Origin of the sequence: Variovorax brevis (genome assembly GCF_030317105.1) — a bacterium.
Classification (GTDB): Bacteria; Pseudomonadota; Gammaproteobacteria; order Burkholderiales; family Burkholderiaceae_C; genus Variovorax; species Variovorax brevis.
The window spans coordinates 520,413-532,902 of sequence record NZ_JASZYG010000001.1 but is presented as its reverse complement, the minus strand read 5'-3'; the positions used below and the strand labels follow the sequence as shown (position 1 = coordinate 532,902).

The window sequence follows — 12,490 nt, the reverse complement described above, 5'->3', positions numbered from 1 at the left end:
AAAGCGGCTCCCGTGCATCTGCGCGGGGGCCGCTTTTTCTTGCGGGTCAGATGTCGGCCAGCAAGGGGTAGGGCAGGGGATCGACGGAGAGTTCAACACCGTCGGCGCCGCCTGCGCGCAGGCCGCCGGCATTGAGCGCAGCGATCTGCATGGACACGATGCCTGCCCAGCCGCCGCCCGGCGCCGGCGCCGATTGCACGACGGTGCCCACGGGCTGTTCGGCGTCTTTTGCGGCAAACACTTCCTGGCCGGCTTTCACTTCCGAAGGCGCATTGACCACATAGGCGCGCCGCTTGAGCGTGCCTCGGAACTGGCTGCGTGCGACGACTTCCTGGCCGGGGTAGCAGCCCTTCTTGAAGTTGACGCCGCCGACGGATTCGTAGTTGAGCATCTGCGGGACGAAGGCGTCGAGCACCGGCGCCGTCAGCGTCGCGACCCCGCTGCGCACTTCGCTCCATTGCCACAAGTCGGCATCCAGCCCGGCGCCGGTGGGCGCTGGGGTGCCGGCCGGCGCGATCCACAAAGCGCGCGGCACGCCGTCGGCCGGATAGAGCGAGACGACGTTCGCATCGCCCACGGCCGTGCGCTGCCCCGGCGCTGCCGATGCATCGACACCATTGGCGGCAACGGCGGTGCCGGCGAGTCCGAACAGCACCCACTCGGCGCTGGCGTCCGTCAACTTCGCCTTGGCGCGCAGCACGTACATCGACAGGCGCTTGAGCGTCGCTGCAAGAATGTCCTGGCTGCACACGAGCAGGATGGTCTCGGGCTGCGGCCGGATGCCGATGAAGCTCGCGATCATGCGGCCCTTGGCTGTGCACAGGGCAGCGAGGCGCGCCTGCGACGCGTCGAGCAATGAGAAATCCTGGGTCAACTGGCCGTGCAGGAAGCTGGCTGCATCGGGGCCTTCGGCGCGAATGACACCGAGATGGGAAAGGGCGGTCACGCCATTGAGGACGACGGGGTTCATCGCTGAATTATCATGGTCGCCCACGATCCTTTCGGTTCGCAGGGCTTACTGGCCCGGCGTCCCGAATTCGCGCATACAGCGTCTCCATTCACTGCTGCCCGCCACTTTCGCTCCGTGCGTCGCTTCTTTCTCACCATCTTCTTTCTGGCTGCCTTTGCGGGCCTTGGCGTCGGCGCATGGGGCCTGTGGTGGGTGCACCAGCCGCTGAAGCTGCCAGCGCCGTCGGTCGACCTGTCGATCGAGCCGGGCACCACGCCGCGCGGCATTGCGCGGGCCGTGGCCGATGCGGGCGTCGCGGTGCAACCCCGGCTTCTGTACTGGTGGTTCCGCATCTCCGGAAGGGACAGGCAAATGCGCGCCGGCAGCTACGAGCTTGAAGCGGGCGTCACGCCCAAGACGCTGCTCAACATCCTCGTGCGCGGCGAAGAGGCCACGCGCAGCCTCGTGCTGGTCGAGGGCTGGACCTTCCGCCAGATGCGCGCCGCGCTCGCCAAGGCAGACCAACTCAAGCCCGAGACGATCGGCGTGAGCGACGAAGACCTGATGACGCGACTGGGCCGACCCGGCGTGGCGGCCGAGGGGCGTTTCTTTCCCGACACCTACACCTACTCCAAGGGCTCGACCGACTTCGCCCTGCTGCAGCGCGCCATGCGGGCGATGGACAAGAAGCTCGACGCCGCCTGGGCGGCTCGCGCGCCGAACCTGCCGCTCCATACGGCCGATGAGGCGCTCATCCTGGCCAGCATTGTCGAAAAAGAGACAGGCAAGGCCAGCGATCGCCCCGAAATCGCGGCGGTGTTCGTCAACCGCCTGCGCATCGGCATGCCACTGCAAACCGATCCGACGGTGATCTACGGCTTGGGCCCCGGCTTCAGCGGCAACCTGAAGAAAAAAGACCTTCAGGCCGACACACCTTGGAACACCTACACCCGCGGCGGCCTGCCGCCCACGCCGATCGCGATGCCGGGCAAGGCGTCGCTTACTGCGGCCGTTCAGCCGGCGGCGAGCAGGTCGCTTTACTTCGTCTCCCGTGGCGACGGCACCAGTCATTTCAGCAGTTCGCTCGACGAGCACAACCGGGCGGTCAACCGCTACCAAAAGGGCACCAACCAGTGAGCGCCTTGTTCCTGACGCTCGAAGGCATCGATGGTGCCGGCAAATCGAGTCACCTTGATGCCCTGGAGGCTCTGTTTCGTTCCAAAGGCCGTGCGGTCACACGCACGCGCGAGCCGGGTGGCACGCCATTGGCGGAGACCCTGCGCGGGATGATCCTCGAACAGTCGATGGACCCGCTGACCGAATCGCTGCTCGTGTTCGCGGCGCGGCGCGACCACATCGTGCGCGTGATCGAGCCGGCGCTGGCGCGGGGTGATGTCGTGATTTGCGATCGCTTCACTGATGCGACCTTTGCGTACCAGGGGGCAGGGCGCGGCTTCGATGCCAAGGTGTTGGCAAGCCTGGAGCAATGGGCGCAGTCGAAGCCGGATTCGGATTCACTCCTGCAGCCCGACATCACGCTTTGGTTCGACCTTCCGCCGGAGATCGCTGCCGCGCGGTTGGCCGATGCCCGTACGCCGGACAAGTTCGAATCGCAATCCGTCGAGTTCTTCACCCGCGTGGCCGCTGGCTACGCGGCTCGCGCCGCCGCCGCGTCGCGCTTTGTGCGCATCGACGCCAACCGTTCGCGCGAGGAAGTCTGGCAACAGGTCGCGGACGCATTGCAGCAGCGAGGCTTGCTGGAATGACGACGATGACCCGATGGCTCGCCGCGCCGCTGGCGGAGTTGCTGAGGCAGCGCGGACATGCGTGGCTGCTGCAAGGTCCGTCGGGCCTTGGGCAGTACGAGCTCGCGCTTGCGCTTGCTGCTGCCTGGTTGTGCGAAACGCCGACCGCGACCGGCGCCTGCGGCCATTGCCCCAGCTGCCACGCCATCGAGGTGCGCACGCACGCCGACCTGTGCGTGCTGATGCCCGAGGTCGCGATGCTCGAACTCGGCTGGCCGCTGGACGAAAAGTCGCAAGCCGACCTGGACGACAAGAAGCGCAAGCCCAGCAAGGAGATCCGCGTCGAAGCGATGCGCGACGCCGTCGGCTTCGCCCAGCGCACCAGCGCGCGCGGGCGCGGCAAGGTGGTGCTCGTATACCCGGCCGAGCGCATGAACAACATCACCGCCAACACGCTGCTCAAGACGCTGGAAGAGCCCGTCGGCGACGTGCGCTTCGTGCTGGCGAGCGAGGCGTCGTGGCAACTGCTGCCGACCATCCGCAGTCGCTGCCTGGGTTTCACGATGCCGTGGCCGCAGGAAGCTGATGCGCGCACCTGGCTGGTGGAGCAGGGAGTTGCGGCGGCCGAGGCAACGGCCTTGCTGCGTGCGGCGGGCGGCCGGCCGAGCGACGCGCTGCGTCTGGCGCGCTCCGGCCAATCGGCCAAGGCGTGGTCGCAATTTCCGAAAGCCATGCAGCGCGGGGACGTCGGTGCCATCTCCGACCAGGCGCCCGCTCAGGCCATCGATGTGCTGCAAAAGCTCTGCCACGATTTGATGGCCGTCGGTACCGGAGCGGCGCCAAGGTTCTTCGAAGTGGCTGACCTGCCAGCCGCGCCGCCGGTCAAGGCGCTGGCGATGTGGTCCAAATCACTCGCCAATGCGGCAAAAACCGCAGAACACCCGTTCAATGCCGGACTCATGTTGGAAACACTTGTAAGCGAAGCGCGAACCATCCTAGACTCCGCCAAACGCCGCCCATGAGCACATCCGCACCCCCCAACACCCCGCGCCCCAGCGTCATTCAGCTCGCCATCAAGGAAAAGGGCGCGCTTTATGCGGCCTACATTCCTTTGTTCGCCGAGGGAGGGATCTTCATTCCGACCGCGCGCGAATACCGGCTGGGCGACGATGTGTACGTCCTTTTGACCCTGCCGGACGATCCGCAGCGCTATCCGGTCGCCGGCAAGGTGGCGTGGATCACGCCCGCCCGCGCGGCCGGCAACCGTGCGCCGGGCGTCGGCGTGCGCTTTCCCTCGGATGAGAAGTCGCGCCAGCTCAAGGCCAAGATCGAGGAAGCGCTCGGCGGCACCATGGCCTCCGACCGGCCGACGCAGACGATCTAGGAATCCGGGCGGCAGCAGCCGTCTTTCGCTCGGCAAGCCGATCGCCGCGCACGCCATCACCGCTGACGTTTGGCGCTTCAGTCGTTCGAAAAATTTCCGTGGCGCCCGGCGCCCTTGGCGAAGCGATCGGCGCCGGCCTTGCCCTCGGCCGCAACGATGGGTACGCCATGCACGCCTTCTTGGCGCAGCGCATCGGCCAAGGGCAGGTCCCATTGCGCATACGCGGACTGGCGGTCCGTCAACATGCATTGCTGCGGGAAGGCGGCGATATCGCGCGCCAGCGCCCGCGCTTCAGCCAGCGCGTTGCCGGGCGCTGAAATGCGGTTGATCAAACCCATCGACAGCGCTTCCGTTGCGCTGACCGGCCGACCGGTCAGGATCAAGTCCAGCGCACGCCCCATGCCGACGATGCGCGGCAAGCGAACCGTGCCGCCGTCGATCAGCGGCACGCCCCAGCGCCGGCAAAAGACGCCGAGCACGACTTGCGGCTCTGCCACGCGCAGGTCCGCAAGCAGGGCGAGTTCCAGCCCGCCCGCCACCGCGTAGCCGCTGATGGCCGCAATCAGCGGCTTGGACAGCGCCATGCGCGTCGGCCCCATCGGGGCGTCGACGCCGCCTTGCGGATCGAGGTCGTTGCGCAGTTCCGGATTGCCGACGGTCGAGAGGTCGGCACCCGCGCAGAAATTGCCGCCGGCGCCCGTCAGGATCGCCACGCGCAGGCCGGCATCCGCCTCGAAGCGTTCGAAGGCCTCGCGCAATGTGCGCGCGGTGGGGCCGTCAACCGCGTTGCGTTTTTCCGGGCGGTTCAGGGTGATGGTGCAGACGGCGTCTGCGACTTCAAAGCTCACCTGCGACATGGCGTGCTCCTTGCGCCCGGACGGATCGGATGCTCAAAAGTTACACAGTTGGATCAATCTCCGAATCTTAGGTAATATTTCATTGTTACTCAACGATGGACAAGATAAGTAATATTCCCGTCGAGATTCCGACGGCGCCCGATCTCATCCTGGACCTGCTGATGGTCAGCGGCAGCGCGCTCCCCGTCGAGGGCCTGTGCCGCGCCGCCGCACTCGTGGGCATTGGCGAGGTCTCGGTGCGTGTGGGCCTGACACGGCTGGTCAAGACCGGCAAGGTACGGCGGGCAGGGCGTGGTTCCTACGCCATCGACAACACCGGAACGGCCCTGTCGCGCACGGTCGATGACTGGCAGCACAAGCACACCGGCATCGTCGACTGGCGCGGCGACTGGCTCGCGGTGCACGACGGGACGGTCGATCGCGCCGACAAGACCACATGGCGCCACCATTGCCTCGCCTTGGCGCTGCGCGGCTTCGCAACCTTCCAGCCGCAGTTGCACATTCGGCCCAACAACCTGCAGGGTGGTGTCGAAGCCGAACGCGAGCAGTTGGCGGCGCTGGGTCTGTCGGTGCGATCGTTGGTGCTGCGCATCACCGACCTCGACGCAGCGCGGCAGGCGCAGGCTTGCGCCCTGTGGGACGTCCAGAAGCTCAACACCGAGTACCGGCGCCTGGTTTCAGCCCTGGAGCGCAGCGGCAAGCGACTGCGCACGCTCAATACCGACGCCGCCGCTCGCGAATCCCTGCTGCTGGGGCGTGCCGTGATTGGCCATCTCTTGCGCGATCCCATGTTGCCACCCGAACTGATGGCACCGCGCGAGCGCCTGGCCCTGGTCGATGCGATGCGGCGCTACCAGGCCGACGCGCTTCGCATCTGGCGACAGTGGTTTGGTCCGCCCCCAGCGTCCGCGACCCCCGATTCGGGCCAGTGGGCGAAAATGAGGGATGTTCACTGACTCCCATTGCCACCTGAGCTTCCCCGAGCTGCTTTCCGAGATGCCGCAGATCCGCGCCGCGATGGCGGCCGCCAAGGTCGACCGGGCGCTTTGCATCTGCACCACGCTGGAAGAATTTGACGCCGTGCAGGGTCTCGCGGCTGAATTTGACAACTTTTGGGCCTCCGTAGGCGTCCATCCGGACAACGAAGACATCGAGGAGCCGACTGTCGAGAGTTTGATCGAGCGTTCCTGGCGTCCGAAAGTCGTGGCCATCGGCGAAACCGGGCTCGACTACTACCAGATGGAAGAGCGCAAGGGCGGCCGCACCGTGGCCGACATGGAATGGCAGCGCGAGCGGTTCCGGGTGCATATCCAGGCTGCGCAGGCCACGCGCAAACCACTCATCATCCACACGCGCAGCGCCTCGGCGGACACCATCGCGATCCTGAAGGAAGAGGGCGAGACCGGGTCGGGCCGGGCTGCGGGCGGTGTGTTTCACTGCTTCACTGAGACGGCAGAAGTCGCGAGGGCGGCGCTCGACCTGGGCTTCTACATTTCCTTCTCCGGCATCCTGACCTTCAAGAAGGCGCAGGACCTGCGGGACGTGGCGGCTTTCGTGCCGATGGACCGCATGCTGATCGAAACCGACAGCCCCTATCTGGCCCCGGTGCCGTACCGCGGCAAGACCAACAATCCGTCTTACGTTCCCTTCGTCGCGAAGCAGATCGCCGAAGTGCGCAAGATCTCCATCGAAGAGGTGGCGCAGGCCACCAGTGCCAATTTCGAGGCACTATTCACTGGCGTCAATACATGAGAAATTACTTCAAATATTTTCTGTACGCGGTTGTTTTTGCTGGATTTACTTCAGCCGTTGCAGATGCAAATGTCGACTTCTTCAGGGCCGTGCGCAGCGACAACCCCGGCGGCGTGAAAGACATGATCGCGCAGGGGTTTGACCCCAACGTCAAGGATGAGAGCGGACAAACTGCGCTGCTCCTTGCCATGCGCGAGCCAGCGCCGCGGGTCATCCAGGTGCTTGTCGATTCGCCCAAGGTCAACATCGACGGTCGCAATTCCAAGGATGAAACGCCGCTGATGATGGCCGCGCTCAAGGGCCAGCAGGACTTGGTCGTGAAGCTCCTCGCACGCGACGCCGATGTCAACAAGACAGGCTGGACGCCGCTGCATTACGCCGCCACCAGTGGCAACGTGCCGATCATGAAGATCCTGATCGAGAAATACGCCTTCATCGACGCGCAGTCGCCCAACGGCACGACGCCGCTGATGATGGCCGCCATGTATGGCTCTGCTGAAGCCGTCAAGTACCTGATCGACGAAGGCGCCGACCAGAAAATGAAGAACGAGCAGGGCATGACGGCCGCCGATTTCGCGGCACGCGGCAAGCGGCCGGACGCCATGGCCTTGCTGGCGAAGTCAGCGGCGCCGGCGCCTGCAAAACGCCCTGCCGACGGCAAGTGGTAGCCCGCCAACCCGGACGGCAGACCCCGCTTCCGGACGCCCGGCGCGCTTCGTTCAGCGCATCCAGGAGTTGACGATCCCGGGCCGCCGGCCCATGCTGTCGCGCGAGGAGACTTACGTGATGGCCGCCAACAACGGACCCGCCGCCTTCGACCCCCTGCAGCTCTGGCGTGAAGCGTTGAGCCAGTGGGAGACGCGCGTCAATGACATCGCGGGCAGGGAGATGGGTTCCCCTGAATTCGCTCGCGCCGTGCACCTGCTGTCGGGCTCTGCCGTGCGCATGCAGGAGGCGGTGGTCAAGGGCAATGCCGCGCTCATGAAGGAACTCAACCTTCCCACCCGCAACGACCTGATCGACATCGGCGTGCGCCTGCAACGCATCGAGGAAGCGCTGGAGTTGCTGACGCGTGAAAAGCGCGCCGCCGAGCCTGCGGGCATCACGCCCAAACCCATGCCTGCGCGCACGCGCAAGCCCCCGCAAGCGGCTGCGACGGCCGTCGCCCCTGCCGTCACTGCCACCGGCGCTCCGGCCGCGCCCCGCAAAGCGTCCGCGCCCCGCAAGGCGGCGCCCGCCCCCAGGCGCCGCACAGGGAAGGGCGCCTGATCGTGGCCACCGCAACGCCCACCGAAACGCAGGTGCCCGACGAGTCGTGGGTCGCACGGATCCAGGAAGAAATCGGGCGCGCCGTCCAGCGCAGCGTCAAGGGCATGGAATACCTGAGGGCGCCGATCGCCACGGTCGGGTCGACGCCCAAGGACGTCATGTTGAGCCGCGGGACGCTGAGCCTGTACCACTACCGGCCGATGGTCGAGGAGGTCTATCGCATTCCCTTGCTGCTCGTCATGGCGACGACCAACAAGGCCTACATCTTCGACCTGGCGCCCGGACAAAGCCTGATCGAATTCCTGCTGAAAGCCGGCTACGACGTCTACGTGATGGACTGGGATGCGCCGCGCCCCGACGAAAAGAATCTGGAACTCAAGGACTACACGCTCGGCTTCATCCCCGAGTGCGTTCGCCGCGTGCAGCAAAACGCCGGCGTGGAGGACGTGAACATCATCGGCTACTGCATGGGCGGCGTGCTCTCGACGATCTACGCGGCGCTGCACCCCGAGGGGCCGCTGCGCAACCTCGTGTGCCTGACGACACCGGTCGATTTCAGGAAGCTGGAGATGTTCCAGGCCTGGTCGGACAAGCGCCATTTCGACGTCGACAAGGCGGCCGATGCGCTGGGCATCGTGCCGGCGCGCGTCATCGTCAGCGCTTTTGACGCCCTTCGGCCGACGGGCCGCGTGGTGAGCACGCTGCGCCTGTGGGACAACATCTGGAACGACGAATACGTCCGCCAATACCGCATGATGGACCGCTGGGGCGCCGAGACGCTGCCGCTGGCCGGCGCGTATTTCAAGGAGACCATCAAGCGCCTGATGTGGGACAACGCGCTGTACGAAGGCACGCTCACCGTCGGCGGCCACCCGGTCGACCTCGGAAAGATCACCGTGCCCTTGCTGTCCATCGTGGCCGAGCACGACCACATCGTGCCCTATGCGGCCGCGCATCCGTTGATGGACAAGGTGGGCTCCACCGACAAGGAAGAAGTGATCCTCAAGGGCGGCCATGTGAGCCTGGTCGCGGGACCGAACGCGGTCAAGCGCATGTGGCCCAAAGTCGATCAGTGGCTGGGAGTGCGATCCGTATGAACCAAACTGCAGCAGCACCCGATTCAACAATCAGCTATCCGCGCACCGTTTTGTGCGAGGGCAAGCCCATCGAACTCGACCTCCTGCGCGCCGGCGACGAAGCCGAACTGCTCGCCTTTGCGCAAGGGCTTCCCGAGCATGACCTGCTGTTCATCGACCGCGACATCAGCCAGCCGCGGGTCATCCGGGCGTGGATCCGGGAGTCGGTCGAATTGGGTCGCCTGCCGAGCCTGATGGCGCGCGTCGCCGGCGGTCTGGTGGGTTGCTCGACGCTGTACTGCAACGAGCTGTCGTGGTCATCCCATGTGGGCGAGATACGCATTTTGGTGGCACGGCCGGTCCGGGGACTGGGCTTGGGCCGGCTCCTGATCCAGGCCTGTTTTGCGCAGGCCCTGGAACTGGGGCTGGAAAAACTGGTGGCGCGGATGACCACCGACCAGCGCAGCGCCATCGCCATTTTTGAAAGCCTGGGTTTTCGTGCGGAGGCGCTGCTCGCGGAGCAGGTGCGCGACCGCAGTGGCCGCAAGCACGACGTCGTGCTGCTCAGTCACGACGTCGAGGCGGTGGGCGCGCGCCTGTCAGCCTTAGGGGCGGACGAAATCGGCAAGAGCTGAAGGCGCGGCAGCCAGCGGACGCGCTCGCCCAGTCACTTGCCCTTGGCTTTCGCAGCGGTCAAGCGGTCGTAGCCACTCAGTTCCAAGAACCCTTCGCCAGTGGTGCTGCCCGTGACCTTGACTGGCCCTTCCCAGTAGATGTTCGAGCTCGAATTGCTGGCGTCGAATTCGCTCTCGGCGAAGTAGGGCTTGACGTTCAGCGTGCCGGTCGGCAGCTTGATGTTCCACTCGACGCTGTAGTTGATCTTTGTACTGGCGCTGGTCCACGTGCTGAGCGGCTTCAGTTCAACCTCAGACGGGGACAGCGGCGCAGAGCCTTCCGCAGTAGAGATCGTGCCGGCCGTCATGACCTTCTTGCCTTCGCCGTCGAAGAGCTCATAGAGCATCACGTCCGAGCCGTTGGCCAGATGCAGGGCAAACCAGTTCCAGCCGAGGTTCAGGACGTCGAATTCGCCCCATTGGTGGTCGAACCACACATTGCCGCTCACCGCGACCGGCTTGCCGGCCACCGTGATCTCGCCCTTTGCGGCCAGGCGCGGGCGCGAGTAGTAGTAGCTGATGCCGCTGGCGCCGAAATCGAGAAGCCCGGGCGTTTCGGATCCGGCGGCGCGATGCGCCACCACCTGGCCTGCATTGCCCAGGGTGAGCGCCAGTGCGGCGCCATCGAAGCGGGTGCGCAACTCATGCGAGCTGGCGTTGGCGGCCACCTGCCACCCTTCCTGCTTGAAGTCGAATCCCTGGCGTACCTGCTGCGCCGGAACACCCCCGGTGCGCGACTGGCTGATGTAGCGCTTGCCAGTCTGCAGGTCTGTGAGGGCCGCGTGCATGACCGTGTGCTTGATCAGCCCGTTGGCCACGAAGACGGCCGCATGAAAGGAATAGCGCCCGCCCGTGTTGCCGTCAAGGATGCCGCTGTAGTACCACCATTCCATGGCCGAGCCATGCGGTGCGTCATCCGCAGGAAGATTCAGCGGGGGGAGGGCGGCGGTGCGTTCCCTGGACTGCGCGGTCTGCGGCGTGGCGTGGTCCTCTGCCGCGTTGGGTGGCAGCGGCTCGGAAGTCCACACGTACAAGGCTCCGGCGCCAACGAGCGCAATCACAAGGAACAGGGCCTTCACGAAAAACTTGACAGGCCCGTTTCTTCGCCATCGGCTCGCTTTCGGGCGCAAATATCGCCCCCTCATTTGTTCATTCTTTGACATTAGTGTTACCTACGGTTATCCGTAGGAAGAAGACTACATGCCGCCAGTGTGCGCCGAAAGAGTACTTTGCACTACTTTTTCACGGTCACCCCGATTTAGCCAGCTGCATACGTCGCTTGGCGTATGCGAAAGACATACAGGCGGGACGGCCCTTCGTGCGAATGAACATGAAACAAAGAGTCACCATCCCGCGACCAAGCCGCGTCTACTTGATCCCGTAGCGCCGCGCCGCCCGCAACGCGAAGAGACTCACGGCGACGCCGAACACCATGTAGAAGGCCGGCGAGATCTTGCTGCCGGTCGTCGTCACCAGCCACGCGCTGATGAAGAGCGCGAAGCCACCGAAGATCGCGACGCCAAGGCTGTAGCTCACCGACAGGCCCGTGCCGCGCGTCTTCGACGGGAACAGCTCGGACATCGTTGCCGGAATCGGCCCCCAGTAGGCGGTCGCCACGAGACCAATGGCCGTCAACACCAGCATGAGCGTGAGCACCGACGGAAAGGTCACCAGCAAGTAAAAGAGCGGAACGATGATCACGCCCATGGCAATGGCCGCGTTGCGCATGATGGCGATGCGGCCGATGCGGTCGGACAGCGCGCCATAGAAGGGCACCAACGAGAACTGCAGCACGCCCAGCCAGACCGTGCCCATGAACGACACCGACGCCGGCAGGCCCAGTTGCTTGACCGCGAAGGTCGGCATGTAGAGCCCCGTGTACGAAATGATCGTGGCCAGGATGATGAGCCCCATCGAAGCCAGCGTGCGGCCGCGTTGGTCGAGCAGGGCAGAGCGCACCGGCGCGACCTTTGTGGCGGCGTCCTTGCTGAACTCCTCGCCTTCGTCGAGGTGGCGCCGGATGTAAAGGCCCACCGGCCCGAGCAGCAGCCCGAAGAAGAAGGGAATGCGCCAGCCCCACGACAAGAGCTGGAACTGCGTGAGCAGCGTGTTCAGCCCCATGCCGAAGGCAGCGCCCAGGAAGGTGGTGATGCCCTGGCTCGCAAACTGCCAGCTTGCGAAAAAGCCGCGCCGGTTGGGATCTTGCTCGGCCAGCAACGCCGTTGCGCTGCCAAACTCACCGCCCGCCGCAAAGCCCTGAAGCAGCCGCGCCATGATGATGATGATGGGCGCCCAGATGCCGATCTGCGCATAGGTGGGCGCGACCGCGATCATCAGCGTGCCGGCCAGCATCAGCGTCATCGACAGGGTGAGCGCGTTCTTGCGTCCGGCGGAGTCGGCATAGGCGCCGAGCACGATCGATCCCACCGGCCGCATGAAGAAGGTCACGCCGAATGTGCCGAGCGTGATGAGCAGCGACACGGTTTCGTTCTCCGCGGGAAAGAAGAGCTTGGAAATCGTGACGGCGAGGAAGCCGTAGATCACGATCTCGAACCACTCGAGCGCATTGCCGATGGAGATGGCGGTGATCACCTTGGTGGTGCTCAGCTTCGGCTTGGCCGGGGCGCTTGCGGCAACGTGGTGGGCGTGGCCCACGGCCTGTCCAACGGCCGTGCTGGTCGTCTTGTTCATTCGATTTGTCTCCCTGGTTTTCTTTTTGGCCGCAGCCGCCGACGTGCAGGAGATTCCTGACGACAGGCATGGGCTGCGCCATCAAATATACCT

The 12,490-nt window shown here is 65.2% G+C and carries 14 protein-coding genes; 10 read left to right on the top strand and 4 right to left on the bottom strand.

Annotation, left to right across the window (positions count from 1 at the left end; genetic code table 11):
* Positions 1-46: 46 nt before the first annotated feature.
* Positions 47-970, bottom strand: a complete 924-nt coding sequence (gene ygfZ, locus QTI66_RS02200; RefSeq protein WP_286557208.1) for a CAF17-like 4Fe-4S cluster assembly/insertion protein YgfZ — start codon at positions 968-970, stop codon at positions 47-49.
* Between the two features lie 114 nt (positions 971-1,084).
* Between ygfZ and mltG the strand changes: the two genes are divergently transcribed.
* Genes mltG through QTI66_RS02180 form a run of 4 tightly spaced genes read left to right on the top strand, consistent with a single transcriptional unit; the run spans position 1,085 to position 4,078 of the window.
* Positions 1,085-2,086: an endolytic transglycosylase MltG gene (mltG, locus tag QTI66_RS02195; protein ID WP_286557206.1), complete on the top strand. Its 1,002-nt coding sequence runs from the start codon at positions 1,085-1,087 to the stop codon at positions 2,084-2,086.
* Positions 2,083-2,715 (top strand): dTMP kinase, encoded by a 633-nt coding sequence (tmk, locus tag QTI66_RS02190; protein WP_286557205.1) that lies wholly within the window; start codon positions 2,083-2,085, stop codon positions 2,713-2,715. Before mltG ends, tmk begins: the two co-directional genes overlap by 4 nt.
* 5 nt (positions 2,716-2,720) lie before the next feature.
* A complete protein-coding gene (locus QTI66_RS02185) occupies positions 2,721-3,716 on the top strand; it encodes a DNA polymerase III delta subunit-related protein (protein ID WP_444814935.1) in 996 nt (331 codons plus the stop codon).
* The gene (locus QTI66_RS02180; RefSeq protein WP_286557202.1) at positions 3,713-4,078 is read left to right on the top strand and encodes a PilZ domain-containing protein; all 366 of its coding nucleotides are present in this window, start codon (positions 3,713-3,715) and stop codon (positions 4,076-4,078) included. Before QTI66_RS02185 ends, QTI66_RS02180 begins: the two co-directional genes overlap by 4 nt.
* A gap of 77 nt (positions 4,079-4,155) precedes the next feature.
* Here the strand turns inward: QTI66_RS02180 and QTI66_RS02175 are convergent, their stop codons facing one another.
* Positions 4,156-4,935 carry a crotonase/enoyl-CoA hydratase family protein gene (locus QTI66_RS02175; protein ID WP_286557200.1) on the bottom strand — a complete coding sequence of 260 codons (780 nt, stop codon included), beginning with the start codon at positions 4,933-4,935 and terminating at the stop codon, positions 4,156-4,158.
* A gap of 95 nt (positions 4,936-5,030) precedes the next feature.
* Here QTI66_RS02175 and QTI66_RS02170 point away from each other — a divergent pair, with 95 nt between their 5' ends.
* The 6 genes from QTI66_RS02170 (at position 5,031) to QTI66_RS02145 (ending at position 9,667) form a co-directional block, all read left to right on the top strand.
* Positions 5,031-5,891: a PaaX family transcriptional regulator gene (locus QTI66_RS02170; RefSeq protein WP_286557199.1), complete on the top strand. Its 861-nt coding sequence runs from the start codon at positions 5,031-5,033 to the stop codon at positions 5,889-5,891.
* Positions 5,881-6,687 (top strand): TatD family hydrolase, encoded by an 807-nt coding sequence (locus QTI66_RS02165; protein ID WP_286557198.1) that lies wholly within the window; start codon positions 5,881-5,883, stop codon positions 6,685-6,687. Before QTI66_RS02170 ends, QTI66_RS02165 begins: the two co-directional genes overlap by 11 nt.
* Positions 6,684-7,355 (top strand): ankyrin repeat domain-containing protein, encoded by a 672-nt coding sequence (locus QTI66_RS02160; protein WP_286557197.1) that lies wholly within the window; start codon positions 6,684-6,686, stop codon positions 7,353-7,355. Before QTI66_RS02165 ends, QTI66_RS02160 begins: the two co-directional genes overlap by 4 nt.
* Positions 7,356-7,473: 118 nt before the next feature.
* Complete coding sequence (locus QTI66_RS02155; protein ID WP_286557195.1) at positions 7,474-7,956, top strand: hypothetical protein; 483 nt, start codon at positions 7,474-7,476, stop codon at positions 7,954-7,956.
* A gap of 2 nt (positions 7,957-7,958) precedes the next feature.
* On the top strand, positions 7,959-9,053 hold the full coding sequence (locus tag QTI66_RS02150) for a PHA/PHB synthase family protein (RefSeq protein ID WP_286557194.1): 1,095 nt from the start codon (positions 7,959-7,961) through the stop codon (positions 9,051-9,053).
* The gene (locus tag QTI66_RS02145) at positions 9,050-9,667 is read left to right on the top strand and encodes a GNAT family N-acetyltransferase (protein WP_286557193.1); all 618 of its coding nucleotides are present in this window, start codon (positions 9,050-9,052) and stop codon (positions 9,665-9,667) included. Before QTI66_RS02150 ends, QTI66_RS02145 begins: the two co-directional genes overlap by 4 nt.
* Before the next feature lie 32 nt (positions 9,668-9,699).
* Here the strand turns inward: QTI66_RS02145 and QTI66_RS02140 are convergent, their stop codons facing one another.
* On the bottom strand, positions 9,700-10,785 hold the full coding sequence (locus QTI66_RS02140; protein ID WP_286557191.1) for a lipocalin-like domain-containing protein: 1,086 nt from the start codon (positions 10,783-10,785) through the stop codon (positions 9,700-9,702).
* A 289-nt stretch (positions 10,786-11,074) separates the two neighbouring features.
* The gene (locus QTI66_RS02135; RefSeq protein ID WP_286557189.1) at positions 11,075-12,397 is read right to left on the bottom strand and encodes an MFS transporter; all 1,323 of its coding nucleotides are present in this window, start codon (positions 12,395-12,397) and stop codon (positions 11,075-11,077) included.
* Positions 12,398-12,490 lie beyond the last annotated feature (93 nt).

Bases quoted from the DNA above. Each gene is read 5' to 3' on its own strand.
- QTI66_RS02155 (WP_286557195.1), top strand. From the start codon at position 7,474: ATGGCCGCCAACAACGGACCCGCCGCCTTCGACCCCCTGCAGCTCTGG.
- QTI66_RS02185 (WP_444814935.1), top strand. From the start codon at position 2,721: ATGACCCGATGGCTCGCCGCGCCGCTGGCGGAGTTGCTGAGGCAGCGC.
- QTI66_RS02165 (WP_286557198.1), top strand. From the start codon at position 5,881: ATGTTCACTGACTCCCATTGCCACCTGAGCTTCCCCGAGCTGCTTTCC.
- QTI66_RS02170 (WP_286557199.1), top strand. From the start codon at position 5,031: ATGGACAAGATAAGTAATATTCCCGTCGAGATTCCGACGGCGCCCGAT.
- QTI66_RS02160 (WP_286557197.1), top strand. From the start codon at position 6,684: ATGAGAAATTACTTCAAATATTTTCTGTACGCGGTTGTTTTTGCTGGA.
- QTI66_RS02175 (WP_286557200.1), bottom strand. From the start codon at position 4,935: ATGTCGCAGGTGAGCTTTGAAGTCGCAGACGCCGTCTGCACCATCACC.
- ygfZ (WP_286557208.1), bottom strand. From the start codon at position 970: ATGAACCCCGTCGTCCTCAATGGCGTGACCGCCCTTTCCCATCTCGGT.
- QTI66_RS02180 (WP_286557202.1), top strand. From the start codon at position 3,713: ATGAGCACATCCGCACCCCCCAACACCCCGCGCCCCAGCGTCATTCAG.
- QTI66_RS02145 (WP_286557193.1), top strand. From the start codon at position 9,050: ATGAACCAAACTGCAGCAGCACCCGATTCAACAATCAGCTATCCGCGC.
- QTI66_RS02135 (WP_286557189.1), bottom strand. From the start codon at position 12,397: ATGAACAAGACGACCAGCACGGCCGTTGGACAGGCCGTGGGCCACGCC.